The sequence below is a fragment of the Bradyrhizobium sp. GCM10028915 genome (assembly GCF_042666195.1).
GTDB classification, from domain to species: Bacteria; Pseudomonadota; Alphaproteobacteria; order Rhizobiales; family Xanthobacteraceae; genus Bradyrhizobium; species Bradyrhizobium canariense_D.
Genome location: NZ_JBHTFN010000065.1, coordinates 209,444 through 235,681 on the forward strand (window position 1 = coordinate 209,444; position 26,238 = coordinate 235,681).

A 26,238-nucleotide genomic window follows, 5' to 3' on the forward strand; every position below is an offset into this window, starting at 1 on the left:
CGGACGTGCTGCGACGCAACGCACCTTGCGGGCGGCCCAATGTCACACGGCCTAGGGTGCTGAGTTCACGGCGTTTTTCGCGTCTCACCCGATTGTGAGTCCGGTTCCATCACCGCGTGCTGCGTCAGAAGACCGCAATTACCCCGCCGCCTTCATGCGGTAGTGGCTGACGCCCCACTCGGTTCCGTCGGCATAGCCGAACAGGCCCGAGGTCGCGAGAAAGAACCAGCGCCAGCGTCGCATTCGCTGGGCGGTCTCCTCGCCATGGATGTTGCGCAAGGCCGCTTCGATGAAACAGCGATGCGCGTCGAAATTGGCGAGCCAGTCGTTGGCGGTGCGCTGATAGTGCGTGCCGCTCCAGCACCATTCCTTCTCGACTGTGAAAATATCGTCGAATTGCCTGACGAGGTGATGGCTCGGCATCAGCCCGCCCGTGGAGACGCGCTGCGCGATCCAGTCGTCGCGATCGGCCCGGTCGAACAGGTGAGAGCCGGAGCGATGGGCGACGATGTGCATGAAGAACCGCCCCTCCGGCGCGAGCCATGATCGCAAGCGCGTCATCAGCTTGCGCCAGTTCATCACATGCTCGAACATTTCGACCGACACGATGCGGTCGAATTGCCCGTCGGGCGCGAACACGTTGATGTCCGCGCAGACCACCCGCAGATTAAGAAGACCGCGCAGCCGCGCCTCTTCCTCGATATGGGCGCGCTGCGCCTGCGAGCTCGACACCGCCGTCACCTTGGCGTGCGGAAACTGCCGCGCCATCCACAGCGACAGCGAGCCCCAGCCGCAGCCGAGTTCGAGGATGGTCTGACCATCGGCGAGAGCGGCATGCTCGGCGGTCTGACGCAGCGCCTCCTCCTCGGCCTCCCGCAAGGTGGTCGCGTCGGTCTTGTAGAAGCAGCAGGAGTATTTGCGGTTGGGGCCGAGCACCTTCGCAAAGAACGAAGCGGGCACCTCGTCGTGCTCGGCATCCGCGTCCTCGGCGATCGGCCGCAGCATCATCCGCCCGGCGAAGGCGGCATCGTCCGCCCCGCCCAGCGCGGACAGGCGCGTCACCGTGCGCGAGCACAGGCGCTGGATCGCCGCGCGGATCACGACATCAGGCAACGGCACCCGTTCGGCAGTCCCGATGATCGCGGACACGACGCTCATGAGACGACTCCGTCTTGGGCGGCGGGTTTTGGCGCCAGGGGAAAAGTGCGACTTGAACCTGTGGAATGCCGACGATTTGCAAAGTACGTCCTTACCAAAGCCCGGTTTCAGCTTTGGGTTCCCCAGCTCTCCCCGAAATCGGCGCATCCGGCGCTTTTTTTGGGCTGGCGCTGTGCCATAGTGCGCGCCGCAAGCAAGTTAACGGATGATACCGGCCATGCCGCCAGGCGCCTCGCCCCGCTCCTCCCTCGACATCGAATACACCAAGCTATCCTCGCCCAGCGTCTTCCTGGTGCGGATGCTGGTCTTCCTGGTGCTCTGCACCCTGGTGGGCGTGGTGCTCTATAAGCAGATCATCCAGGCCTTCTTCGCCAATCCCGGCCTCAATGCCCTGATCGGCGGCGTGCTGTTCATCGGCATCATCCTGGCCTTCCGCCAGGTGATCCGGCTGTATCCCGAAGTCTCCTGGGTCAACAATTTCCGCATCGCCGATCCCGGCCTTGCGCCCGCCCGCCACCCCAAGCTGCTGGCGCCGATGGCGATGATCCTCGGCGGCGAGCGCACCGGGCGGATGTCGATCACCCAGACCACCATGCGGCACCTGCTCGATTCGATCGCGACCCGCCTCGACGAGGCCCGCGACATCTCCCGCTACATGACCGGGCTGCTGGTCTTCCTCGGCCTGCTCGGCACGTTCTGGGGCTTGATCGAGACGGTCGGCTCGGTCGGCAAGGTGATCGACGGGCTCAAGGTCGGCGGCGATTCCGGGGCCCTGTTCGACACGCTGAAAGAGGGGCTGGCCGCCCCGCTCGGCGGCATGGGCATCTCGTTCTCGAGCTCGCTGTTCGGCCTCGCCGGCTCGCTGATCCTGGGCTTCCTCGACCTGCAATCGAGCCAGGCGCAGAACCGTTTCTACACCGACCTCGAAGACTGGCTTGCCACCACCGTGCGCGAGTATGGCAGCGGCGAGGTCTCTGTTGCCGGCACTGGCGGTGGCATTGCCAGCGGCGAGCTTCAGGCCGTCGTCGAGCGCTTACGCTCCGTGCTCGAGGAGGGTAGCGGCAGCCGCGGCACCACCGCGGCGATGGCGAGCCTCGCCGAAGCCATTCAGGCGCTGGTCTCGCATATGCGGACCGAGCAGCAGATGATCCGCGAATGGGCCGACGGCCAGGGCGAGCAGAACCGCGAGATCCGGCGCCTGCTGGAGCGCATCGCGCGTCAGCCCGAGAAGGGTTAGCGACATGGCACTGGCGCGCGGTCGCCGCGGCGATACCTCCTTCAACTACTGGCCCGGCTTCGTCGACGCGCTGTCGACGCTGGTGCTGTCGATCGTGTTCCTGCTGTCGGTGTTCCTGGTCGTGCAGTTCTTCCTGTCGCAGGAGGTCACCGGCAAGGACAAGGCGCTGGAGCAGCTCAACGCCAAGATCGCGCAGCTCAACGAATTACTGTCGCTGGAGAAGCTCGGCAAGCTCACGCTCGACGACCAGGTCTCGTCGCTGAAAGCCGGCCTCGCTTCGGCCGAGAGCGAGCGCGACCGCATCAAGGGCCTCTATGAGGGGCTCGCCGCGGCCGGCAACGATGCGCAGGGCAAGTCCTCCGAGCTCGGCAAGGCGCTGGATTCCGAGAAGGCGGTTTCGGCCCGGGCGCTGGCGCAGATCGAGGTGCTGAACCAGCAGATCAGCGCGCTGCGGCGGCAATTGGCCGCGCTGGAAGAGGCGCTCGACGTTAGCGAGAAGCGCGACAAGGAATCGCAAAATCGCATCGCCGACCTGGGCTCTCGCCTGAATGTCGCCCTGGCGCAGCGCGTGCAGGAATTGTCGCGCTATCGCTCGGAATTCTTCGGCCGCCTGCGCGCCATCCTCGGCAACCGCCCCGACATCCGCATCGTCGGCGATCGCTTCGTATTCCAGTCCGAAGTGTTCTTCGACACCGGACAGGCGGTGCTGCTGCCCGAAGGCCGCGCCGAGCTCGACACGCTCGCAACCGCGCTGATCGATCTCGACAAGAAAATCCCGAACGAGATCCCCTGGGTGCTGCGTGTCGACGGCCATACCGACGTGCGCCCGGTCAACGGTCCGAACTTCAAGTCGAACTGGGACCTCTCGGCCGCGCGCTCGATCTCCGTGGTGCAGTACCTGATCTCGCTCGGCGTGCCGGCCCAGCGCCTGGTCGCCGCCGGCTTCGGCGAATTCCAGCCGCTCGACACGGCCAACACCGAGGAAGCCTACAAGCGCAACCGCCGCATCGAGCTGAAGCTGACGGAGCGGTAGTGAGCGCCCTCCACCTCCGCCGTTACCGTCCCGAGGACGAGGCCGCCTCGATTGACCTGTGGCATCGCACCTGGCAGCAGGCCTATCCGCAGATCGACTTCGCGGCCCGCCTGGACTGGTGGCGCGAGCGCTGGCGCAAGGAGCTGGTGCCGAAGGCTTCGATCGTGGTCGCGGAGCAGGACGGCGCGCTGACCGGCTTCGTCACCATCGACGGCGACGGTTATCTCGACCAGCTCGTGGTCGATCCCGCGCACTGGGGCTCGGACGCGGCGCGGCTGCTGGTGGATGAGGCCAAGCGCCTGTCACCGGCGGGCGTGACGCTGCTTGTCAACAAGGACAACAGCCGCGCCATCCGCTTCTACGAGCGCAAAGGCTTCGCGCATGCCGGCGACGAGGTGAACCCGACCTCGGGACGTCCGGTGCTGAAGATGATTTGGCAACCTTAGATTCTGGCGATCTTGATTCTGGACGCGTGACGGCCGTCACGTCGGGATCCCAGGACGTCAGCTAGTCGTTGTGCCCGCAAGTTGCGCCGGCAAGCGGATGGAGATGACCGATGAAATTGAGCGATCTGGCCAAGGGGTCTTCGGTCCTGCTCGGCGTCATCGTCGCCGGATATGTTTCGACGAGCTATGTCGACCAGCACCTCGCCACGCCGGTCAAGACGACGAGTGCTCCGACGAATGGCCTTGGGCCATCGGCCTGCGTTGATGAGGACGGGAGCTGGAAGAACTGGCCATGGCCGAACGTGCCGGCGCTGTCGCCGAAGTGCTGATAAGCAGTGCTGCCGTCAACTCGCCGCGGTGCGCTCTCGGCTCAAGCGGAGTTCAAGCTCGAACTGCCAGCTTTCGGCTTGGCGGATCGCGCGTTGGCTGTCTTCGCGAAGCCGGATCGACTCATCGATCGCTCGCTGCGCCCGCTCCAAAAGTTCGTGGGTTTCCTTGCTGAATGGCGGGGCCATGAGGCGCACTCCCATTGAGGCGGGAGCACAAATCATCTCTCAGGCACCGACGCCTACGGACGAGCCTTTGGCCGGCGATACCTGATTAGGCGCCACATCCGGGGGAACTGCAAGGTTCATCCACTCGGCTCAGGGGCGCGGGCTGCCCTATCCGAAATTCCGGAAGCCCACGATGGGCAATCCGAAACTCAGCACAACGATGACGCCGCTACCAGCGACAACAAGCAGCGCCGCTTTCCACCCCGCAAGGCCGCGCATCTGCTGTCGAATAGCGAACAGGATGAGGAGGATGAACAGTACCGGACCGATCAGAACAATCATTCACAACACCGTCCACTCCGTCAGCTCAACGAACAACGCCTGCCGCATCGTTCTTGCTAGGAACCACCCAATCGATTGCGAGCAGGCAACTTTCGACGACAATGAAGGCGGCCAGACCGCCGAGCCAACCGAAGAAGACCACGGAAAAGGTAGCAAGCAAGAGCGCGCAGAAGACGTCGGCGACAAGCTTGCCGTTGCGCTCGCCTCGGGTCTGGTCGGCTGTCGAATAAGGCATTTGGCGTCTCCTGGGTCGGCCCGAACCCTAGCTTCAGCAGCCGCGGCCGTCCACTCCCTCCGGGCGCGCCAACGCTGTCCGAAATTCCGGAAGCCAACGACGAGCATTCCGAAACTCATCAAAACGACGACGCCCATGTTCTGCGACAGCCAGCAGCGCCGCTTCCATCGATCACCTTACGATGTGGCCGATTCGAATCGCGCAGCCGATCAGATCGACAAATGTCCGCTATCGACCCGGCTACGAAGGGAGACCACGTGGTGCGACGCTCTCGCCAAAAGCTCCGCTGTCATTCCCCGCGGAGGCGGGGAATCCAGTACGCCGCGGCTTATCGCTTGATCACTTCCGTCTCGGAGTACTGGATCGCCCGCCTGCGCGGGGGATGACAGCCTGAATGAAGCGGCAGTCCAGACTACCTCGCCTCACGCCCCCTCGAACTGCAACCTCGCCAGCCTGGCATAGAGCCCGTTCGCAGCGACGAGCTCCGGATGCGTGCCCTGCTCGACGATCCGGCCCTGGTCCATCACCAGGATGCGGTCGCACGACAAGACGGTTGCGAGGCGGTGCGCGATGACGAGCGTGGTGCGGTGGCGCATCAGCTCTTCCAGCGCGGTCTGCACCAACGTCTCGCTTTCGGCATCGAGCGCGGAGGTGGCTTCGTCCAGAAGCAGCAGCGGCGCATCGCGCAGGATCGCGCGCGCAATCGCGATGCGCTGGCGCTGGCCGCCGGACAGCGTCACGCCGCGCTCGCCGAGCGGGGTGTCGAAACCTTCGGGCAGGCGGCGGATGAACTCGGCGGCGTGCGCCAGCTCGGCCGCGCGCTCGACCTCGGCATCGGTGGCATCGGGCCGGCCGAAGCGGATGTTGTCGCGGGCACTGGCCGCGAACACGTTGGATTCCTGCGGCACCAGCGCAATGCGCGAACGGAATTCACGGGGATCGGCGGATTTGACCGGCACGCCGTCGAGCGAGATCGCGCCGCTGCGCGGATCGTAGAAGCGCAACAAGAGATGAAAGATCGTGCTCTTGCCGGCACCGGACGGACCGACGATCGCGACCTTCTCGCCGGGACGCACGGCGAACGACACGGCATCGAGCACATTGACGTCGCGCCGCGCCGGATAGGCGAAGCTGACCTGGTCGAAGCCGACTTCGCCGCGCGCCGGCACCGGCAGCGCGCGCGGCGACGCGGGCGCGGTGATGTCGGGCTGCACATGCAGGATCTCGAACAGGCGCTCGGCAGCGCCTGATGCCGCCGAGATCTCGCCCCAGACTTCGCTGAGCTGGCCGAGGCCGGCCGCGGCGAAGGCCGCATAGAGCACGAACTGGCCGAGCCGGCCCGGCGTGATGGTGCCGGTCAGCACGTCGTGCGAACCGATCCAGAGGATCGCGACCACGCTTGCGAACACGATGAAGATGATGATGGCGGTGAGCACGGCACGCGCCTGCGTGGAGGTGCGCGCGGCTTCATAGGCCTGCTCGACCTCGCCGCCGAAGCGCCTCTCGGCGAGGCTCTCGCTGGTATAGGCCTGCACGGTACGGATCGCACCGACCAGCTCGCTCGCATAGGCGGAGGCCTCGGCCAGCGTGTCCTGCGCGTTGCGCGACAGCCGCCGCACCCAGCGCCCGAAGGCGACCAGCGGCAGCACGATCAGGGGAATCGCCAGCAGCACGAATCCCGACAGACGCGGGCTGGTGATCACCATCATCGCCGCGGCACCGAAGAACATCATCAGATTGCGCAGCGCGATCGAGACCGAGGCGCCAACGGAGGATTTGATCTGCGTGGTGTCGGCGGTGAGGCGCGACACCAGCTCGCCGCTGCGCGCGGAATCGAAGAAGGCCGGCGACAGCGAGAGCAGATGGGCGAAGACGTCGCGCCTGAGATCGGCGACGATGCGCTCGCCGATCGTCATTACGAGGTAGTAGCGCGCGGCACTCGCCAGCGCGAGCACGGCGACGACGGCGATCATCACCGAGAAGTAGCTGTTGATCAGCTCGATGCCCTCAGGCGTCAGGCCGAAATCGATCATCCTGCGCACCGCGACCGGCACCAGCAGGGTGGTCAGCGCCGCGATCGTCAGCGCGACAAAGGCCAGCGCCGCCCGGCCGCGATAGCGGGCGACATAGGGCGCGAGCGCCAACAGCGGCCGCAGCTTCGCGCGGCTCTTCGCCGGCGCCTCGATCAGGTCGGCCTCGATCGACGGGGCTTCCGCGGGCCCGGTTTCAAGCCGTTCTACTGCGCTCATGAGATCCGACCAAAAGACAAAGAGAAGGTGGTCCGTCCCAAATAGGCCGGGCGAGCGGGAGTGGCAAATCCGGGAAGTCCCTTAGGGGGCAGCCCGGCCCGCTAAGGCCCTCAAAAGGCTTGCAATGGCTTGTTTTACAGGGGCCCGTGGGGTATAGACCCCGCCAAATCCGTCATTCGATAGCCACTCAAGTGAGGCGCCGGGGCGCCGAGGAATTGCCATGAAAGCCGAAATTCACCCGAACTATCATACGATTAAGGTCGTGATGACCGACGGAACCGAGTACCTGACCCGCTCCACCTGGGGCAAGGAAGGCGACACGCTGAACCTCGACATCGACCCCAAGTCGCACCCGGCCTGGACCGGCGGCAACGCGCAGCTGCTGGATCGCGGCGGCCGCGTCTCGCGCTTCCAGAAGAAGTTTTCGGGCTTTCTCAAAAAGGATTGATCCGGCCCCTCGAGGCTGGAGACGAAAACGCCCCCGGAGAGCCGGAGGCGTTTTTTGTTTTGGGGGCGCTCGTCGCGATGACGGGAGCTTACCGCTCGAACGCCGCCTTCAACGCGTTGAGATGCGGCACCAGCGGGTTGCCGATCGAGGAATGATCGACCGGCGGGGTGTGGATGGTGTTGTCCAGGCGGCGCACGCGGGTCTGAAGGCTCATCGAGCGATGGATCAGGTCCTGGAGCTGCGACGGCAGCTTCTCGATGGTGTCGGTTGAGCCGGGATCGGCGGCGGAGAGCTTGACCTTGGTCTTTTCGCGATTGGCCTGGCCCAGCGTCATCTCGCCTTCCTTCACGGCGCGGTGCAGCAGCAGCCACGAGGCGAGCTGCATCAGGCGGGTGGTCAGACGCATGCTCTCGGTCGCATAGGTGAGGCTGACGGCACGATCGAGCGCCTTGGCCTCGGTGCGGCCGGCGCCATCGAGATAGGCGGCGGTCTCCTCGACCAAGTCCATGCCCTCGCGGAACAGGACGCCGAACGCCGCAGAATTGGTGAACCGCTCGCTGAGTTGAACGAGAGCGCCTTCGGCTTGCAAACGTTCCATGGTTAACGCCCCTTACGCAACTGTCTGACTGCCCGGCTTTGGCACCGGCTTATGATGAACAAATCATTGCGCGGGCGAGACGCCGAGTCCAGTGACAAGCGCGGATATGGTTTCCGCGGGTCTTTGCCCGGAATTCAACCGCGGCGAGACGCAAAAAGGCGGAGCTGGGCGCAAAAAAAGAGCCGCCGGAAAACCGGCGGCTTTGAAAGTTGATAACAGGGAGGCGTCAAACAGAGTGGACAGGAGCCACTCGGTGTCCAAACGAGGACAGTTCCCAGTCATAAACTCGAAAGCTTAATGTGGAGTAAACGAGCGATTATCTTGAGGGTTCGTTAGCCATGTCGGTCAGTGGCCGAGTGGGCCCGCGGAACAAACTGCCCCTCATGCCCGGGCTTCCACGTCCTCTCCTTCGGCGAAAGATCAAGAACGTGGATGGCCGGGACATAGGCGAGCGGAAGCGACGCCGTCCTTCGGACGGCTATGCCCGGCCATGACGCCGTGGAAGTAGCTGGCGCTCCTCTTCCAATTCGCTACGACTTAAAAACGCTGTTGGCAGCATCACGCGAGGCGCGCTTCTTTGTTGCGGCTTCTTCCAATCTTGCGATCTCGCCCTTGAGCAGCGCGATGCGGTCGGTCAGTTCCTCCACCGACAAGACTGAGAGATCCTGTCCGATGTCATGGCTGATCTGCTTGCGCGGGCGGTCGTCGTCTTCCATCGCCATCCTGGTTCCTCCTGCGTTCGCCTCACAAGCGGCTGAGGCGGTTGCCAGCCTGCACCGCGCTGGCTAAGCAATGGCCTCGTTCCATCCCGCACCTTTGCTCAAGGACACATCATGGACAAGCTGCCCGCGCAAATGACCGTGGTCGCCATCTCGAAACCCGGCGGACCGGAGGTGCTGGTGCCGGAACAACGGGCGCTGCCGCAGCCCGGCCCCGACGAGATCCTGGTCAAGGTGCAGGCCGCCGGCGTCAACCGGCCCGATGTCGCGCAGCGCTCCGGCGCCTATCCGCCGCCCCCCGGCGCCAGCGACCTGCCCGGCCTCGAAATCGCCGGCGAAGTGGTGGCCGTCGGCAGCAACGCCAAGCGGCACAAGATCGGCGACAAGGTGATGTCGCTGGTCGCCGGTGGCGGTTATGCGCAGTACTGCATCGCGCAGGACGGTCAGGCGATGAGCGTGCCGCCGTCGCTGTCGATCAAGGAAGCCGGCGCACTGCCGGAAACACTGATGACGGTCTGGCACAATGTGTTCGAGCGCGGCGCCCTGAAGGCCGGCGAGACGCTGCTGATCCACGGCGGCTCTTCCGGCATCGGCACCATGGCGATCCAGCTCGCAAAAGCTTTCGGCGCCAAGGTGATCGTCACCGTGGGATCGCAGGACAAGATCGATGCCTGCCTCAAGCTCGGCGCGGATCGTGCCATCAACTACAAGACCGAAGACTTCGTCGCCGTGGTCAAGGCGGAGACCAACAATGCCGGCGCCAATCTGATCCTCGACATGGTCGCCGGCGACTATGTCGATCGCAACTATGACGCCGCAGCGCTCGACGGCCGCATCGTGCAGATCGCGACCCTCAACGGGCCCAAGGTCACCGTCAACATCGCCAAGGTGATGGTGAAGCGCCTGACCCATACCGGCTCGACGCTGCGCCCCCGTAGTAATGCGGACAAGGCGGCGATGGTGGCCGCGATCGAGGCGAAAGTGATGCCGCTGTTGCGCGAAGGCCGCGTCAAGCCGCTGATGGACAGCACTTTCCCGCTGGAAAAAGCATCCGACGCGCACCGGCGGATGGAAACCTCGGCACATATTGGCAAAATTGTGTTGGAGGTCTAGGCCAACGGCCCACAGGGCAAGCCGGAAACCCTTTGATTTTCCTCGCTTTCGTGGCATCTATCGCGACGCACCGAACCACCTTGTTCCGTTCGGAAAACGCCGTGCACCGAAGAGCCTGCACCGAAGAGTTTGCGTCGAACGCGGAGAACTGACCTTGCGTCTGATCAGGTGCCTCGCGCCCATAGCGCTGGGCCTCATGATTCTCGTCTGCGCATTCCCGGCGCGCGCGCTGGACGCTGTCAGCGTCCGCGGTGACGCGCCCGCGATCGACCTCACCGGTGTGCTCGAGCATCAGCGCAGCGACGCCGACCGCATCCAGGTCTCGACCGCGCCCGGCACCGACGGCATCGTCCGCCGCATCGAGGTGCGCGCCCGCGAAGGCGGCCAGAACTGGGTGGTGTTCGCGCTCGCCAACAACACCGACGACCAGCTCGACCGCCTGATCGTCGCCCCGCATTACCGTATCGTCTCCTCGGGGCTGCTGTGGCCCGACCTCGGGCTGTCGCGCATCGCGACCATCACGCCCTCGACCGGCGACCGGCCGGAGCGACAGGAGAGCCCGACCGCCGACGTCTTCCGCGTCACGCTCGATCCCGGCGCCGTCGTCACCTTCGTCGCGGAGCTGCGCACCGACAAGCTGCCGCAGCTCTATCTGTGGGAGCCGGAATCCTACAAGGACAAGGTCAACTCATTCACGCTGTACCAGGGCATCGTGATCGGCATCTCCGGCTTGCTGGCGCTGGTGCTGACCATCCTGTTCGTGGTCAAGGGCAGCATCATGTTCCCGGCCGCCGCGGCGCTGGCCTGGGCGGTGCTGGTCTATATCGGCGTCGATTTCGGCTTCTGGGGCAAGGTGCTCGACATGTCGAACAACGCCGAGCGCATCTGGCGCGCGGCGGGTGAGGCGATCCTGGCGGCGACGCTGCTGGTGTTCCTGTTCGCCTATCTCAATCTCAGTCGATGGCACGTGCGCTATTCGCACATCACGGTGGGCTGGCTCGCGTTCCTGGGCTCTCTCGTTGCGCTGGCCCTGTTCGACCCTGCGGTGGCCTCCGGCATCGCGCGCATCTCGCTGGTGCTGATTGCCTTCGCCGGCTTCGCGCTGATCGTCTATCTCTCCACCCACGGCTTCGACCGCGCGGTGCTGCTGATCCCGACCTGGTTCCTGCTGGTGGTCTGGGTGGTCGCGGCCGGCATGACGGTCGCAGGCTCCGTCACCAACGACATCGTCGGCCCTGCCCTGCTCGGCGGCCTCGTGCTGATCGTGATGCTGATCGGCTTCACGGTGATGCAGCATGCGTTCGCGGGCGGCGGCGCCACCACCGGCGTCGTCTCCGACATCGAGCGCCGCGCGTTGGCGCTGGCCGGTTCCGGCGATTTGATCTGGGACTGGGACGTGTCCGCCGACAAGGTCTTTACCAGCCCTGAGACCGAGGCCCTGCTCGGCCTCAAGCGCGGCACGCTGGAAGGCCCGGCCGCCTCCTGGCTCGAAGTGCTGCACCCGCTCGACCAGGACCGTTTCCGCGCCGCGCTCGACAGCGTGCTCGACCAGCGCCGCGGCCGCCTGGTGCAGGATTTCCGCCTGCGCACGCCGGACGGTCACTTCATGTGGTTCGCGCTGAAGGCGCGCCCGGTGGTCGGCTCCGACGGCGAGGTCTCGCGCGTGGTCGGCACCCTCACCGACGTCACCGAGCTGCGCAACGCCGAGGAGCGCCTGCTGCACGATTCGGTGCATGACAATCTCACCGGTCTGCCCAACCGCAAGCTGTTCATGGACCGGCTCGGCGCCGTCGCGCATTTCGCCAAGACCATGCCGACGCTGCGGCCGACGCTGATGGTGATCGACCTCGACCGCTTCAAGCAGGTCAACGATTCCGTCGGCATCGCGGTCGGCGATTCCATCCTGCTGACGCTGGCCCGCCGCCTCACCCGCATCCTGAAGCCGCAGGATACGCTGGCGCGGCTCGCCGGCGACCAGTTCGGCTTGATCCTGCTCTCGGAGCAGGACCCCGCCCGCATCACCGCCTTCGCCGAGACCATCCGCAAGACCATCCGCGCGCCGATCGCCTTCAACGAACGCGAGATCTTTCTCACGGCCTCGATCGGCCTCGCCCTGTCCGATCCGCAAGTTCAGCTCACGGACGAGATCATCAAGGACGCCGAGCTCGCGATGTATCACTCCAAGCGCATCGGCGGCGACCGCATCGACGTCTACAAGTCCGCGATGCGCGCGCGAAAAACCGACCGGCTGACGCTGGAGAGCGAACTGCGCCGCGCCATCGAGCGGCAGGAGCTCACGATCCTGTACCAGCCGATCGTGCGGCTTGAAGACCGTTCGGTCGCCGGCTTCGAGGCGCTGGTGCGCTGGGATCATCCCAAGCTCGGACGCATGGCGCCCTCGGAATTCATCACCATCGCGGAAGAGACCGGCCTGATCATCGACCTCGGCATGTTCGTGCTCGACCAGACCGCCAAGCAGCTCTCGATCTGGCAGCGCGCGATGCGCTCGCGCGAGCCGATCTTCGCATCGGTCAACGTCTCCTCGCGCCAATTGCTGCGCCACGATCTGATCCACGACATCCGCACCGTGCTGTCGCGCTCCTCGGTCGCGCGCGGCACGCTGAAGCTGGAATTGACGGAATCGCTGGTGATGGAGAATCCGGAGCACGCGGCGCAGATGCTGACGCGCATCCGCGAACTCGGCACCGGGCTGTCGCTCGACGATTTCGGCACCGGCCATTCGTCGCTGGCCTATCTGCAGCGCTTCCCGTTCGACACCATCAAGATCGACCAGTCCTTCGTGCGCACCACCAACCGCGGCACCCGCCCGGTGATCCTGAAGTCCATCATCGCGCTCGCGCACGACCTCGGCATGGACGTGGTCGCCGAAGGTGCCGAGACCGATTCCGACGCGGTCGAGCTCTACCAGATGGGCTGCGAATACGCGCAAGGGTTCGCCTTTGGCGAACCCATGGATGCCGACGCCGCGACGCGCCTGCTCACGGAAGTGCGCCTGGAAGCGGCGAGCTAGCTTCCCTTCGCCTCACCCAGGCCTGCGCCGGTCACTCTTCAGCTTGGTGAACCGCACGCTCGCACCGTCCGGCATCCGCATCGCCTTGAAACCCGCGGCGAGGCAGGCTTCGCGTTGCGGCATCTGGATATCCGGGCTGCGCAGGCTGTCCCACCATGAGGCACGATTCGCCGCGCGCGGCAGGGCCGCGCCGATAATCTCTTCGATCTGTTCATAGGTCAGCACGAATTCCGCCTGCTTCTGCCGCATCAGATAATCGCGCAACGCGTCGTAGTCGTTCACCGCTGTCCTCTTCGCTGGTCGAAGCTCCGCTTTGCCCAAAAACGTGAGCCGCGGAAACCAATTTTTAACTCATTCCGGCAGCGCCGTCCCGGCTTAAACACTACTCAAGCTTTCGGGCGCATTCACTGGTGTCGGGAGCAAACGATGTTGTCTCGATGGCGCGACGTCACGGCCCGGCGGCCATGGCGGCTTTCGGCGAAGCTGCTGATCATCTCGTCCGTGGTGACGGTGATCGGCTTTTCCGCCATTTGCGTCAACGTCATGCTGGACATGCGCCGAGGCGAGGAGGCGCTCGCCCGCCAGACGCTGGAAAACCTGGCGACGACCATCGAGTCCGACGTCAGCCGCAACATCGAGATCTACGATCTGGCCCTTAAGGCGGTCGCCAGCAACATGCTGCTGCCGGAAATCGCCACGGTCTCGAAGCCGATCCGTCACCTCATCCTGTTCGACCATTCGACCACGGCGAGGCATTTCGGCGCGATCCAGGTGTTCGACGCCGACGGCCGGTTGACCATTGACGCCTCGACGCTCGATCCCGTTGTCGTGAACCGGGGCGACGAGGATTACTTCAAGGCCCATCGGGACAATCCGCAAGCCGGGCTCTTCATCAGCCGTCCCATGCTGTTCCGCGGCGCTTATTCGATCGTGCTGAGCCGGCGCATCAGCGATACCGACGGCGGCTTTCTCGGCGTCGTCGCCGGATCGATCCGCTTCAGCTATTTCCACGAATTGTTCGAGCGGCTGAGCCTCGATCCCGACGATACCATCACCGTGCTCAGGCGCGACCGTACTGTCATGATGCGGCGGCCGTTTGATCTCGACGTGATCGGCACGAATCTGGCCGACCGGCCGGTCTGGAAGGCCGAAAATCTGAAGGTCGGCAGCGCATTCGCCGGACAGGGGCCGATCGACGGCACGCCGCGGCTCTATGTCCGCAGCGGTGGGACCAGCCCGCTATTCGTGGTGGCAGGTAAGCCACTGAACACCGTGTTCGAGCTCTGGCAGAGGGAAGCCTACCGCATCGGCGCCGTGGTCGTGGCGCTCAGCCTGTTCATGCTGGCATCGACGCTGGTGCTCGCGCGCGAGATCGGCCGGCGCGCCGAGGCCGAGCGCAAGCTCGAGGAGATGGCGACGACCGACGCGCTCACCGGCCTGAAGAACCGCCGCAAGTTCGACCAGGTGATCGACGTCGAATGGCGCCGCGCGATGCGGCAGCAGACGCCGATCGCGCTGTTGATGATCGATGCCGATCACTTCAAGGCCTACAACGACACGTTCGGCCATCAGGCCGGCGACCAGGTGCTGGTCGGCATCGCCATCTGCATTTCCGATTCGGTGAGCCGCGCCGGCGACTGCGCCGCGCGCTATGGCGGTGAGGAATTCGCCGTGCTGCTGCCGGGCACCTCGGTCACGGACGCCCTCCTGGTGGCCGAGAAGATCCGCGCCAAGGTGCAGGGATGGTCCGACGACCACACGAGCTCGACGGTGTCCTGCGGCATCGCGAGCCTCGTTCCCACCACCGGCATGGACTGGCCGATCCTGGTCGCCGCCGCCGACAAGGCGCTCTACGCCGCAAAAGCCGGCGGCCGCAACCAGTCGGTGGTCGCAAGCTTGCCGAAGCTGTCGCTGGTGGCGTGAGGGTTTCGTTCCGTCATTGCGAGCGAAGCGAAGCAATCCAGACTGTCTCCGCGAAGACAGCCTGGATTGCTTCGTCGCTTCGCTCCTCGCAATGACGAGCGGAGCGCTACTGCCCCAAATACTTCTTCATTTCCGCAATGAGCCCGTCACGCAGCTCCGGCCGCTTCAGGCCGTAGGCGATGTTGGCGCGGAGGAAGCCGGGCTTGGAGCCGCAATCATGGCGCTCGCCCTCGAACTCGACGCCGTAGAAGCTTTGCGATCTGGCGAGGCCGATCATGGCATCGGTGAGTTGGATCTCTCCGCCGGCGCCGCGCTCCTGGGTCTCCAGGATCTTGAAGATCTCCGGCTGCAGGATGTAGCGGCCGGTGATCGAGAGGTTGGAGGGCGCGGTGCCCTTGGCCGGCTTCTCGACCATGCCGTCGACCTCGAACATCTTGCCGGTGCGTTTGCCGACGCCGCAGATGCCGTATTGATGGGTCAGATGGTCGGGCACCGCCTCGACCGCGATGACATTGGATTTTTCGCCGAGCTTGCTGGCGGTGTCGATCATCTGCTTCAGGCAGCCGGGCGAATTGAGCACGAGCTCGTCCGGCAGCACGACCGCGAACGGCTCGTTGCCGACGATATCGCGCGCGCACCAGACCGCGTGACCGAGGCCGAGCGGCGCCTGCTGGCGGGTGAAGCTGACGGCGCCGGCCTCCGGCTGGTTCTGCGCCAGAACGTCCTGCTCGGTCTTCTTGCCGCGCGCGGCCAGCGTCGCATCGAGCTCGAACATCCGGTCGAAATGATCTTCGATGACACTTTTGTTGCGGCCGGTGACAAAGATGAAGTGCTCGATGCCGGCTTCCCTCGCCTCGTCATAGACGTACTGGATCAGCGGCTTGTCGACGATCGTCAGCATTTCCTTCGGCATCGCCTTGGTGGCGGGCAGGACGCGGGTGCCGAGGCCGGCAACGGGAAATACGGCTTTGCGGATTTTCATGGGATTGATCGAATACCTGAGGAACACGTGAAGGGAGCAATGGCATCTTGCTAGCTTGTTTGCAGCCGCCAACAAAGGCGGATGTGGGGCCTCATCCTCACAGAGTTAAGAAAAAGGCCACCATCAAAATTTCACCTTTGTTAAGCTGTTGGCAACCGTAACCAGGCCTCCTGAGGGCGGATTTTGGCCGGACAGGTGTGGACATGATGCAATCAATGGCAGGGCTGGCAAAACGGGGCGGGTCCGTGACCGGTGCGACGATGATTGCGACCGCCCTGCTGTTCCCACTTCCCGCCAGCGCGCAGGCTCAGAACGGTTTGTCCAATCTGTTCGGCGGTATTTTCTCCGGCCCGAACCAGGCGCCTTCGCCAGCAGCGCCCGGGCCCAGCGGCGCTCAAACGGGAGTTCAACCTTGGACCGGCGAGGATGGCGCCTCCGGGCATCCGCTGATGACAGCCGCCGCGATCCGAGAGGCCGCGGGTAACTTCAACAATTGCGTCGCAGGCATGTGGCCCGATGCCGCACGGCGCAACATCACGCAGGAAAATTTCCAGCGCTTCACGGCAGGCCTCGCGCCCGATCTGCGCATCATGGACCTGATGGATTCGCAGCCCGAGTTCACCAAGTCGATTTGGGATTATCTCGACATCCTCGTGAACGACAACCGCCTCGCCAAGGGCCGCGAGGTCCTGGCCAAATACAAGGCGCAGTTCGAGGCCACCGAAAAAGCCACCGGCGTCGATCGTTATGTCATCGCCTCGATCTGGGGCATCGAGTCCAACTACTCGACGCAGATGGGCGACCGCAGCGTGCTGCAATCGACCGCGACGCTCGCCTGCATTGGCCGCCGCCAGGCTTACTTCAAGGACGAATTCCTCTCCGCGCTGGAGATCCTCAACCGCGGCGATCTCAGGCCCGAACAATTGCGCGGCTCCTGGGCCGGCGCCTTCGGCCCGACCCAGTTCATGCCGACCGCGTTCAAGCGCTTTGCCGTGGACGGCGACGGCGACGGCCGGCGTGACGTCGTCGACAATCCCTCCGACCTGATTGCGTCGACCGCCAACAATCTGAAGAAGGACGGCTGGCAGGCCGGCCAGACCTGGGGCTACGAGGTCGTGGTGCCCCAAGGCTTCAACTACATGCTGGCCGACCGCGCCAAGGCGATGACGGTAGCGCAGTGGGAGAAGCTCGGCCTCAAGCGCCCGACCAACCAGCCCTTCCCGCATCCAGCCGAGAAGGCCTATCTGCTGGCGCCGGCCGGTGCCCAAGGGCCCGGCTTCCTGATGCTGCAGAACTTCCGGGTCATCATGAAGTACAACCCGGCCGAGGCCTATGCGCTGGCGATTGGCCATTTCGCCGATCGCCTCCGCGGCGGCCAGCCGTTCGTTCAGCCCTGGCCGCGGCAGGAACGGGAGCTGTCCCGGACCGAGCGGCTGGAACTCCAGCAGCTGCTGGCCCAGCGCGGCTTCTACAAGGGCACCCCGGACGGCCAGTTCGGCGGCCAGACCCGGGAAGCCCTGCGCAACTTCCAGGCCTCGATCGGGGTCCCCGCGGACGGATTTGCCTCCTCTGACGCGCTGAATCGGCTGCGCGGGCAATAAAATCGCGCCGAAAGTAACCCTGAACAGGGATTTTGGCCGGCAGTCTTGACCGGGGCGGCGGTTCGCCGTGTATGGGCCAATAATTCTGGGCCGAGAATCTGGGCCCAGAATCTCAAGGATCTGAAGAGAATCTGAAAGAGAATCTGCCCGTTTGGCGCCCGATTCCGTTATTATATCGGGCCTGTCCTGATCCCTATTGCACGTGCCGAGATCGCATGTCGAAGAAGTCCCTGTTCAAGGTGCTGACCGAGACTGGCCCGCTGATCGCGCTGGGGACGGCGCTTGCGATTCTGGTGTCGGTCGCGGGACCCGCCTCGGCGCAGTTCTTCAACTTCCCCGGCTTCGGCGGCCCGCCGCAGCGCTCGGCTCCGCCGCCGCCGCGCAACGGCGGAGGCGGAGGCGGCGGATGGTTCGGCGGCGACTTCTTCGCGCCGTTCCAGCAGCAACAGCCGCAAGCGCCGCGCCAGGATTTTTCGCGCGCGCCGGCGCCGGCCAAGCGCGACACCATTCCCGACAGGAACGTGCTGGTGATCGGCGACGCCATGGCTGACTGGCTCGCCTACGGCCTGGAGGACGCTTACACCGAGCAGCCCGACATGGGCGTGATCCGCAAGCACAAGACCACGTCGGGCCTGATCAAGTACCAGCCCAAGGGCGAGCCCTCGGACTGGACCGCTGCTGCGAAAGGCATTCTCGAGACCGAGAAGCCCGACGTGATCGTGGTGATGCTCGGCCTCAACGACCGCATCGCGATCCGCGAGGCGGCAGCACCCGATAAATCGGACAAGGCGACGGACAAGGACAAGAAGAACGACAAGGGCGCGCGCGGCAAACCACCGGCCAAGCCTGGCGATGCCAAGCCCGGCGACATCGCCGCGAAGCCGGATGACAAGCCGGCCGATGCCGACCTGCCGCAGGATGATGCCGACAACGCTGACGCACCGGCGGTCGCCGCGCCCGAGAAGACCGCGCGCAACCCGAACGGCCTCTACGAATTCCGCGACGAGCGCTGGGTCGAGCTCTACGGCAAGAAGATCGAGGAGCTCGCCAACGTCCTCAAGTCCAAGGGCGTGCCGGTGCTCTGGGTCGGCCTGCCCGCCATCCGTGGCCCCAAGGGCACCGCGGACATGCTGTTCCTGGATTCGCTCTATCGCGAAGGCGCGGCCAAGGCCGGCATCACCTATGTCGACGTCTGGGACGGCTTTGTCGACGAAGCCGGCCGCTTCTTGCAGAAGGGCCCGGACTTCGAAGGCCAGATCCGTCAGCTCCGCAGCGGTGACGGCGTCTATTTCACGAAACCCGGCGCGCGCAAGCTCGCCCACTATGTCGAGCGCGAGATCACCCGCCTGCTCGCCGGGCGCTCCGGCCCGATCGCGCTGCCGAGCGAACCGGCGACCCCCGACACCAGTGCCGAACCCGGCAAGCCCGCGCCGCGGCCGCTGGCCGGCCCGATCGTGCCGCTGGTTGCGGCCTCGATCTCGACCGATCAATTGCTGGGTGGGCCGGGCTCACGTCCTGCCGCCGTCGATGCGCTGGCTGCGAAGACGATGGTGAAGGGCGAGCCACTGGCTGCGCCCGCCGGCCGCGCCGACGATTATGCCTGGCCGCGCCGCGAAGTCGGCCGCGAGCAGGCCAAGGGCGATACGCCGGTCGCCACCACGACGACACCCGATGGCGGTACGCCGGGTGCGGCCGCGGCGATCGCCCCGCCAAAGCTTGCGCCGAAGAAGCCACCGGCGCCGCAGCAACCGGCACAGGCAGCGCCATCGATGCGCGATTTCTTCGGCTTTGGCTCGCCGCCGCCCCCGCCGCGTCAATTGGCGCCGGCGCCGCGCAATCCGAATCCCAACCCTGCGATCCCGCGTCCGCCTGGCAACGTCGGGCGATCGGCGGAAGTGTTCCGATAATTTTCTAAGCTGAGCTCTCGTGTCCCGGACGCGCTGCAGCGGGAAACGCTGCTGCGCAGAGCCGGGACCCAGCTCGTCCGACAGTCACAAAAAGAACGGGCCCCGGCTCGGCAGCGCGGCGTACGCGCCGCGCTGCGTCCGGGGCCCTGATGCTTATCGCACGTTGGCTTTAGCCTAGTAGCGCCAGCGCGGCGGCGGGCGGCGCGAAGGCCGCGCCATCAGCAGTGCAAGTGCAAAGCCGATGCCGCCGGCGACCAGCAGCGCGCCCATCGGGTTGTCCTGCACCTTCTGGGCAATCGCCTGCGAGCCGTCACGCAAGGTTTCGGCCGGCTTGTCGTAGGCGTCCTTGGCATAGCTTGCCGCGGTGTCCGTGGCGTCACGTACGGCATCCTTGGCCTGGCCGTAAAGATTCTGCACACTGCCGGCAGCTTCGCGTGCCTTGCCGGACGTCTGTGTCTGCGTATCGCTAGCCAAATCTCCGATAGCGCCTTCCGCGCGTCCGGCGAATTCCTTGGCCGATCCGACAATCCGATCCTTATCCATGATGCTCCTCCTCGGGGGTCAGCCCAAGTAACCGATCAGGAGCGGCGCAGTTCCATCTGACTTGAAATTGGACTCAGAGAATCAGCCCGCCGTCGACGACCAATGTCTGGCCGATGATGTAGGACGACAGCGGCGATGCCAGGAACAGCGCCGCGCCCGCCATGTCAGCCGGGGTGCCCAATCGCCGCAGCGGAATGCGTGAAAGTGCACCTTCGAGCCGCTTGGGATTGTCGGTCGTCACCTTCGTCATCTTGGTGTCGACCAGACCGGGCGCGATGCCGTTGACGCGGATGTCATCTTCGGCCCAGGCCTCGCCCAGCGTCCGCGTTAGTCCGACCGCGCCGGTCTTCGACGCGTTGTAAGCGGGATTGCCCATGGTGGAATGATAGGCCGCGGTCGAGGACACCATAATCAGCGATCCCCGCGCGTCCCGCAACATGGGATGGAAGCGCGTGGCGCAGGCCATCAGGCTCATCAAATTGACCTCGACGACCTTGCGAAAGCCCGCCATCTCGAACTCGCCGCGGCGATAGAGCACCGCGCCCTGTGCGAGCACCAGGATATCGAGCCGATCGAACGACGGCTTGAACGCTTCGACCGCTCCGGCATTGCCGACGTCGAGCTGCGCATAGGAAAGACCGGTGAGATCCGAGCCTTCAGCTTGCGAATATTCCTTCGCGTGAGCACGCGTGCCGCAGACCGCAACTTGCGCGCCCCTGACGCGAAAGGCTTGCGCAATGCCGTTGCCGATGCCGCTGGATCCGCCGACAACCAGCACCTGCTTGCCTGAGAAATCGAGCTCGTTCGTCATCGCTGGCCTCCCTCATTGTCTTGCTTGTTTGACCTGTCTGCGGATCGATGACAGCCTTGTCAATCACAACAAGAACAAGCAGGGCTCAGAGGAAACAGCATGGCCGATTTCAAACAACTCAGCCGGTCCGTGAAGGGCCTGACCGTTCTCGTTACCGGCGCGGCCAGCGGCATGGGACGCGCGACGGCGCGCGTGTTTGCCACTGAGGGCGCGAACGTTGCCGTCACCGATTATGACGAGCAGGGCGCGCTGGCCGTCGCGAAGGAGATCGTGGCAAGCGGCGGCGCCGCGAAAGCCTGGAAGCTCGACGTTGCCGACGGCGATAAGATCAAGCGCGTGGTCGGCGACGTCGCTGCACATTTCGGTGGACTCGACATCATCGTCAACAATGCCGGCATCTCCGTGCGCGTCGCGATCGACGACGACGCCTATGAGGAAGCCTGGGCCAAGGGCCTCGCGGTGATGCTGACGGCGCATCCGCGCATCATCCGCGCCGCGCTGCCTCACTTGCGCAAGTCGAAGAGCCCGCGCATCGTCAACATCGCCTCGACCGAGGCGCTCGGCGCCACCGCATTGCACGGCCCCTATTCGGCGGCGAAGGGCGGCGTCGCCAGCCTCACCCGCTCGCTCGCGGTGGAGCTTGGCCGCGAGGGCATCACCGTCAACTGCATTTGCCCGGGGCCGATCCGCACCGCCATCACCGACCGGATCTCGGAAGAGCACAAGACCATCTACGCCAAGCGCCGCACGGCACTCGGCCGCTACGGTGATCCCGAAGAGGTCGCGCACATGACGCTGAGCCTGTGCCTGCCGGCAGCGTCCTTCCTCACCGGCGCGGTCATCCCTGTCGACGGCGGCCTGATGGCGCGCAACGCGTGAGCGGCACCAAAGGTGCGTAGCCTGGATGGAGCGCAGCGCAATCCGGGGTTCTCACCTCGCGGGAAGACTCCCCGGATTACGCTTCGCTCCATCCGGGCTACGGGCAGCTATGCGCGCCCAGCGTTGACATCGCTTGTTACGGGAGTAACTTTTTCCTCGACAGAGCGGGACCAACCGCTCGCGGTTCGCGGGAGAAACGTCATGACGATCGCCATCCGGCAGCTTCACAAACATTTTGTCGGCGAGGTCTCGGGCCTCGACCTGCGGCAACCTCTCACCGAGGCCGAGGCGCGCGAGATCGAAGCCGCCATGGACAAATATGCAGTGCTGGTGTTCCACGACCAGGACATCACCGACGAACAGCAGATGGCCTTTGCGCTAAACTTCGGCCAGCGCGAGGACGCGCGTGGCGGCACGGTCACGAAGGAGAAGGACTACCGGCTCCAATCGGGCCTGAACGACGTTTCCAATCTCGGCAAGGACGGCAAGCCGCTGGCAAAGGACAGCCGCGCGCACCTGTTCAACCTCGGCAATTGCCTGTGGCATTCCGACAGCTCGTTCCGCCCTATCCCGGCAAAATTCTCGCTGCTGTCGGCCCGCGTGCTCAACCCGAAGGGCGGCAATACCGAATTCGCCGACATGCGGGCGGCCTATGACGCGCTCGACGACGAGACCAAGGCGGAGATCGAGGATCTCGTCTGCGAGCACTCGCTGATGTATTCGCGGGGATCGCTGGGCTTCACAGAATACACCGACGAGGAGAAGGAGATGTTCAAGCCGGTGATGCAACGTCTCGTGCGCACCCACCCGGTCCATCGCCGCAAGTCGCTCTATCTCTCATCGCATGCCGGCAAGATTGTCGGCATGAGCGTCCCCGAGGGAAGGCTGCTGCTGCGCGATCTCAACGAGCACGCCACACAAAGCGAGTTCGTCTACGTCCACAAATGGAAGCTGCATGACCTCGTGATGTGGGACAACCGCCAGACCATGCACCGCGTCCGCCGCTACGACCAGTCGCAGCCCCGTGACATGCGCCGCGCGACGGTGGCGGGCACGGAGCCAACGGTGCAGCAGCAGGCGGCGGAGTAGTTCTCCAGTCGTCCTGGACCAGCGAGCGAAGCAGCGCCGATCCAGGACCCATTACCACCGATGTCCAGTTCGGCGAAGGCTGGTGGTTGCCAGCCTGCTTCAACAATTGCAGCCTGGGGTAATGGGTCCTGACCTTCGCCAGGACGACACTGAGGCGCTACGCGTGCCCCGCCTCGTTCGAGAGCATGCCGGGATCGATGCCGATCTTACGCAGCGCGCGTCCGTATTTTTCGTCGACGTCGCCGCCGAAGATCAAATCCGAATCCGCGTCGCAATGCAGCCAGCCATTGCTCTGGATTTCGGTCTCGAGCTGGCCCGGCGCCCAGCCGGCATAGCCGAGCGCCAGGATGGCGTGCTTGGGGCCGGAGCCGTTGGCGATCGCGCGCAGGATGTCGACGGTCGCGGTGAGGCAGACGCCGTCGTCGATCCGGAGCGTCGCATTCTCGATGTAGAAATCGCTGGAATGCAGCACGAAGCCGCGGCCGGTATCGACCGGACCGCCGCGCAGCACCTTCATGCTTTCGGCATTCTCCGGCAGCTTAATGTGCTCGCCCTTGTTGATGATGCCGAGCTGCTGCAACAGCTCGGGGAAGTCGATGCTGCCGGCCGGATGGTTGACGATGATGCCCATCGCGCCTTCGGCGGAGTGGGCGCAGAGATAGATCACCGAGCGCTCGAAGCGCTCGTCGCCCATCACGGGCATGGCGATCAACAGCTGGCCGTCGAGGTAGCCCGCCGAACTCGGGAGCGCGGGGGCTGGCTTGCGGGTGCTTTCGCCCGTCCTCTTGCCTGTGGGAGCCATCGGTGAAGCACTCCGGTTTCAATTCCTATCCTGATGTCGGGCCGGGCCGCTGTCAAATCAAGGCTTTCAGGGACTTGATTCAAGTGCATCCATCACAAGCAATTCAATGGTTTGCCGCCGGGCGACCCTGTAAAGACGTACCATGCTGACAAGAGTTCCCCGGCGTGCGGCGATTGGCGTCGCGACAACCCTGCTCGCGTCCTCGCTGGCGCTTGCGGCCCATGCCGACGACGCATCGCCGTGGCAGCGCGACGGACATTCCGCGGTGCGGTTGCTGGCAGGATCGCGCAGCGGCGCCGTCCTGCTCGGCGGTATGGCCTTCCAGATCCAGCCCGGCTGGAAAACCTATTGGCGCATGCCGGGCGATTCCGGCGTTCCGCCGCGCTTCGATTTCTCGAAATCCGACAATGTCGAAGCGGTGACGGTGATGTGGCCGGCCCCGCAGAAATTCGACGACGGCGCGGGCGGCCATTCGATCGGCTATCACGACCAGATCGTGCTGCCCCTGCGCATCATCGCCAAGGCGGCCGACAAGCCGGTGACGTTGCGCGCCGAGATCAATTATGCGGTGTGCGAAAAGCTTTGCATTCCCGTCGAGGCCCGCGCCGAGCTTGGCTTCAACAGCGTCGCCTCGACCGAGGACGCCAATTTGCGTGCAGCGCTCGACACCGTGCCCAAACCTGCCGCCATCGGCGATCCCAATCCGCTCACCATCCGCGACGTCAAGCGTGATGGGCCCAAGAATGTGGTGGTCGACGTGGTCGTTCCGGATGCGCGCACCGTCAGTCTGTTCGTGGAAGGTCCGACGCCCGATTGGGCGCTGCCCATCCCGGCGCCGGTCGAGCCCAGCCCACCGGGCGTGAAGCGATTTTCTTTCGAACTCGACGGCCTGCCGCCGGGCGCCCAGCCCGGCGGCGCAGCGCTGAAGTTCACGCTGGTCGGACCGGAGAAGTCGTACGAGTTCAATACCAATCTGGAGTGAGTGGTCGTCCTGGCGTTCGCCCGGACGACATCTTTGATCCAACCGAATCTTAACGAATGGTTGCTAATCCCCAGGGCTACTGCGGCAAGTCTGCCGCAGCATTCGTGTGCGCCTCGGGGATCCTTCGAATTGGCCGTGATGGATGCAGAACCCGCAACGACCGGACCTGCCGGCCTCATCGCGCGGCTGCGCGACACATTGACGGGCGGGTCGAGCGAAGCGTCGCTGACGCGGCGGCTCGCAGGCACCATCTTCCTCATCCGCGTGATCAGCGCCGGCCTTGCATATTTCTCGCAGGTCCTGCTCGCGCGCTGGATGGGGACGTCGGACTACGGCGTCTATGTCTATGTCTGGACCTGGGTGCTGCTGCTCGGCAGCATGATGGACTTTGGCATCTCGGCCTCCGCGCAAAAGATCATTCCGGAATACCGCAGCCGTGGCGAGCATGCGCTGCTGCGCGGCTTTCTCTCGGGCAGCCGCTGGCTGACCTTTTGCGCCTCCACGCTGGTCTCGCTCGGCCTCGCGGGCATCGTCAAATTGCTCTCGCCCTGGATCGATCCCGCCGAAGTGCTGCCGCTCTACATCGGCTGCATGACGCTGCCCGCTTTCGTCGTCGCCAACACCCAGGACGGCATCGCCCGTTCGCATGACTGGATGCAGCTCGGCCTGATGCCGCAATTCATCATCCGCCAGACCCTGATCATCGGCATCACGGCCTGCGCCTTCCTGCTCGGCTATCATCTCGGCGCGGTTGCCGCGATGATCGCGAGCGCGGGCGCGGTGTGGATCGCGATGACCGGGCAGATGGTGGTGCTGAACCGCAAGCTCGCCGATCACATCGAGGCGGGCCCCAAGGCCTACGACGTCGGCGGCTGGCTCGCCGTGTCGCTGCCGATCCTGCTGGTCGAAAGCTTCTATTTGCTGCTGTCCTATACCGACGTGCTGGTGCTTCAGCAATTCCGCCCCTCCGACGAGGTCGGCGTCTATTTCGCCGTGGTGAAGACGCTGGCGCTGGTCTCCTTCATCCACTACGCGATGTCGGCGACGACCGCGCATCGCTTCGCCGAATACAACGCGGCTGGCGACAAGGCGCGGCTGTCGGCTTACGTGGCGCATGCCATCAACTGGACGTTCTGGCCGTCGCTGGCGGCGACCATCGTGCTGCTCGCGCTCGGCAAGCCCCTGCTCTGGCTGTTCGGGCCGCAATTCGTGATCGGCTACGACATCATGTTCGTCGCCGCGATTGGCCTCGTGGTCCGTGCCGCGATCGGCCCGGTCGAACGGCTGCTCAACATGCTCGGCCAGCAGAAGATCTGCGCGCTGGCCTATGCGCTGGCCTTTGCGATGAACCTGGTGCTCTGCATCGCGTTGGTGCCGCGCTTCGGCGGCCATGGCGCGGCGGCCGCGACCTCGATCTCGCTCAGTTTCGAGACGGTGCTGCTGTTCTGGATCGTGCGACAGCGGCTCGGCCTGCACGTGCTGGCGTTTGGGAAATAGACTTCCGACTGCCTTCGCGTGCTGCTCTCGGGGAACGGCTGCTTCGAAGCATGCCCGGGAACAACGCGAAACACCTATTTATTGCCAAGGGCACAGCACGATTTTTCTTATTTGGCCCA

Annotated in this window: 26 protein-coding genes; 14 read left to right on the forward strand and 12 right to left on the reverse strand. The window is 64.9% G+C overall.

Translation table 11 applies throughout. The annotated features are described in order from the left end of the window. Positions 1–138 precede the first annotated feature (138 nt). The gene (locus tag ACFQX9_RS30745; RefSeq protein WP_247294142.1) at positions 139–1,158 is read right to left on the reverse strand and encodes a cyclopropane-fatty-acyl-phospholipid synthase family protein; all 1,020 of its coding nucleotides are present in this window, start codon (positions 1,156–1,158) and stop codon (positions 139–141) included. 217 nt (positions 1,159–1,375) lie between these two features. Between ACFQX9_RS30745 and ACFQX9_RS30750 the strand changes: the two genes are divergently transcribed. From ACFQX9_RS30750 to ACFQX9_RS30765, 4 genes are all read left to right on the forward strand, one after another. After that, a complete protein-coding gene (locus ACFQX9_RS30750; RefSeq protein ID WP_166517684.1) occupies positions 1,376–2,395 on the forward strand; it encodes a flagellar motor protein MotA in 1,020 nt (339 codons plus the stop codon). Between the two features lie 4 nt (positions 2,396–2,399). After that, on the forward strand, positions 2,400–3,428 hold the full coding sequence (locus tag ACFQX9_RS30755; protein ID WP_018454615.1) for a peptidoglycan -binding protein: 1,029 nt from the start codon (positions 2,400–2,402) through the stop codon (positions 3,426–3,428). Then, positions 3,428–3,874 carry a GNAT family N-acetyltransferase gene (locus tag ACFQX9_RS30760; protein WP_018454616.1) on the forward strand — a complete coding sequence of 149 codons (447 nt, stop codon included), beginning with the start codon at positions 3,428–3,430 and terminating at the stop codon, positions 3,872–3,874. The genes ACFQX9_RS30755 and ACFQX9_RS30760 overlap by 1 nt, the downstream gene beginning before the upstream one ends. A 110-nt stretch (positions 3,875–3,984) precedes the next feature. Beyond that, complete coding sequence (locus ACFQX9_RS30765; RefSeq protein ID WP_018454617.1) at positions 3,985–4,203, forward strand: hypothetical protein; 219 nt, start codon at positions 3,985–3,987, stop codon at positions 4,201–4,203. 15 nt (positions 4,204–4,218) lie between these two features. On the opposite strand, the gene ACFQX9_RS30770 is transcribed toward ACFQX9_RS30765, so the two are convergent. The 4 genes from ACFQX9_RS30770 to ACFQX9_RS30785 all read right to left on the reverse strand — a co-directional run bounded on the left by ACFQX9_RS30770 (position 4,219) and on the right by ACFQX9_RS30785 (position 7,194). Beyond that, the gene (locus tag ACFQX9_RS30770; protein ID WP_157642917.1) at positions 4,219–4,389 is read right to left on the reverse strand and encodes a hypothetical protein; all 171 of its coding nucleotides are present in this window, start codon (positions 4,387–4,389) and stop codon (positions 4,219–4,221) included. 147 nt (positions 4,390–4,536) lie between these two features. Then, positions 4,537–4,710, reverse strand: coding sequence for a hypothetical protein (locus ACFQX9_RS30775; protein WP_018454619.1), 174 nt, complete (start codon positions 4,708–4,710; stop codon positions 4,537–4,539). A gap of 25 nt (positions 4,711–4,735) precedes the next feature. Further along, positions 4,736–4,945 (reverse strand): hypothetical protein, encoded by a 210-nt coding sequence (locus ACFQX9_RS30780; RefSeq protein ID WP_018454620.1) that lies wholly within the window; start codon positions 4,943–4,945, stop codon positions 4,736–4,738. A 422-nt stretch (positions 4,946–5,367) separates the two neighbouring features. Next, entirely contained in the window at positions 5,368–7,194 is a 1,827-nt protein-coding gene (locus ACFQX9_RS30785) for an ABC transporter ATP-binding protein/permease (RefSeq protein ID WP_377791425.1), read from the reverse strand. Positions 7,195–7,414: 220 nt separating this feature from the next. Between ACFQX9_RS30785 and rpmE the strand changes: the two genes are divergently transcribed. Continuing rightward, complete coding sequence (gene rpmE, locus ACFQX9_RS30790) at positions 7,415–7,642, forward strand: 50S ribosomal protein L31 (RefSeq protein WP_018454622.1); 228 nt, start codon at positions 7,415–7,417, stop codon at positions 7,640–7,642. Positions 7,643–7,730: 88 nt separating this feature from the next. On the opposite strand, the gene ACFQX9_RS30795 is transcribed toward rpmE, so the two are convergent. Further along, the gene (locus tag ACFQX9_RS30795; protein ID WP_018454623.1) at positions 7,731–8,240 is read right to left on the reverse strand and encodes a DUF1465 family protein; all 510 of its coding nucleotides are present in this window, start codon (positions 8,238–8,240) and stop codon (positions 7,731–7,733) included. Positions 8,241–8,770: 530 nt separating this feature from the next. Further along, a complete protein-coding gene (locus ACFQX9_RS30800) occupies positions 8,771–8,962 on the reverse strand; it encodes a DUF1192 domain-containing protein (RefSeq protein WP_377791426.1) in 192 nt (63 codons plus the stop codon). 111 nt (positions 8,963–9,073) lie between these two features. Here ACFQX9_RS30800 and ACFQX9_RS30805 point away from each other — a divergent pair, with 111 nt between their 5' ends. Next, positions 9,074–10,072: an NAD(P)H-quinone oxidoreductase gene (locus ACFQX9_RS30805; protein WP_018454625.1), complete on the forward strand. Its 999-nt coding sequence runs from the start codon at positions 9,074–9,076 to the stop codon at positions 10,070–10,072. 154 nt (positions 10,073–10,226) lie between these two features. Next, positions 10,227–13,103 carry an EAL domain-containing protein gene (locus ACFQX9_RS30810; protein ID WP_377791427.1) on the forward strand — a complete coding sequence of 959 codons (2,877 nt, stop codon included), beginning with the start codon at positions 10,227–10,229 and terminating at the stop codon, positions 13,101–13,103. Positions 13,104–13,115: 12 nt separating this feature from the next. Here the strand turns inward: ACFQX9_RS30810 and ACFQX9_RS30815 are convergent, their stop codons facing one another. Further along, positions 13,116–13,385: a hypothetical protein gene (locus tag ACFQX9_RS30815; protein WP_018454627.1), complete on the reverse strand. Its 270-nt coding sequence runs from the start codon at positions 13,383–13,385 to the stop codon at positions 13,116–13,118. 144 nt (positions 13,386–13,529) lie between these two features. Between ACFQX9_RS30815 and ACFQX9_RS30820 the strand changes: the two genes are divergently transcribed. Continuing rightward, a complete protein-coding gene (locus ACFQX9_RS30820) occupies positions 13,530–15,026 on the forward strand; it encodes a sensor domain-containing diguanylate cyclase (protein WP_085351759.1) in 1,497 nt (498 codons plus the stop codon). 106 nt (positions 15,027–15,132) lie between these two features. Here ACFQX9_RS30820 and ACFQX9_RS30825 read toward each other — a convergent pair whose 3' ends face one another. Further along, positions 15,133–16,008, reverse strand: coding sequence for a UTP--glucose-1-phosphate uridylyltransferase (locus tag ACFQX9_RS30825; protein WP_026232775.1), 876 nt, complete (start codon positions 16,006–16,008; stop codon positions 15,133–15,135). A gap of 203 nt (positions 16,009–16,211) precedes the next feature. Here ACFQX9_RS30825 and ACFQX9_RS30830 point away from each other — a divergent pair, with 203 nt between their 5' ends. Then, a complete protein-coding gene (locus ACFQX9_RS30830) occupies positions 16,212–17,609 on the forward strand; it encodes a lytic murein transglycosylase (protein ID WP_204513300.1) in 1,398 nt (465 codons plus the stop codon). Positions 17,610–17,824: 215 nt separating this feature from the next. Continuing rightward, positions 17,825–19,516 (forward strand): SGNH family hydrolase, encoded by a 1,692-nt coding sequence (locus ACFQX9_RS30835; RefSeq protein WP_377791428.1) that lies wholly within the window; start codon positions 17,825–17,827, stop codon positions 19,514–19,516. Between the two features lie 174 nt (positions 19,517–19,690). Here the strand turns inward: ACFQX9_RS30835 and ACFQX9_RS30840 are convergent, their stop codons facing one another. After that, positions 19,691–20,059, reverse strand: a complete 369-nt coding sequence (locus ACFQX9_RS30840) for a CsbD family protein (protein WP_377791429.1) — start codon at positions 20,057–20,059, stop codon at positions 19,691–19,693. A 73-nt stretch (positions 20,060–20,132) separates the two neighbouring features. Then, entirely contained in the window at positions 20,133–20,870 is a 738-nt protein-coding gene (locus ACFQX9_RS30845; protein WP_018454633.1) for an SDR family NAD(P)-dependent oxidoreductase, read from the reverse strand. Between the two features lie 99 nt (positions 20,871–20,969). On the opposite strand from ACFQX9_RS30845, the gene ACFQX9_RS30850 reads away from it, so the two are divergent. Then, positions 20,970–21,749 (forward strand): SDR family NAD(P)-dependent oxidoreductase, encoded by a 780-nt coding sequence (locus ACFQX9_RS30850; protein WP_018454634.1) that lies wholly within the window; start codon positions 20,970–20,972, stop codon positions 21,747–21,749. A gap of 201 nt (positions 21,750–21,950) precedes the next feature. Further along, a complete protein-coding gene (locus tag ACFQX9_RS30855; RefSeq protein WP_018454635.1) occupies positions 21,951–22,838 on the forward strand; it encodes a TauD/TfdA family dioxygenase in 888 nt (295 codons plus the stop codon). A 157-nt stretch (positions 22,839–22,995) separates the two neighbouring features. On the opposite strand, the gene ACFQX9_RS30860 is transcribed toward ACFQX9_RS30855, so the two are convergent. Next, positions 22,996–23,640: a YqgE/AlgH family protein gene (locus tag ACFQX9_RS30860; RefSeq protein ID WP_377791431.1), complete on the reverse strand. Its 645-nt coding sequence runs from the start codon at positions 23,638–23,640 to the stop codon at positions 22,996–22,998. A gap of 142 nt (positions 23,641–23,782) precedes the next feature. On the opposite strand from ACFQX9_RS30860, the gene ACFQX9_RS30865 reads away from it, so the two are divergent. Both ACFQX9_RS30865 and ACFQX9_RS30870 read left to right on the forward strand, forming a co-directional pair. Continuing rightward, positions 23,783–24,622, forward strand: coding sequence for a protein-disulfide reductase DsbD domain-containing protein (locus ACFQX9_RS30865; protein WP_377791432.1), 840 nt, complete (start codon positions 23,783–23,785; stop codon positions 24,620–24,622). A gap of 138 nt (positions 24,623–24,760) precedes the next feature. Then, positions 24,761–26,119 (forward strand): oligosaccharide flippase family protein, encoded by a 1,359-nt coding sequence (locus tag ACFQX9_RS30870; RefSeq protein WP_377791433.1) that lies wholly within the window; start codon positions 24,761–24,763, stop codon positions 26,117–26,119. Positions 26,120–26,238 lie beyond the last annotated feature (119 nt).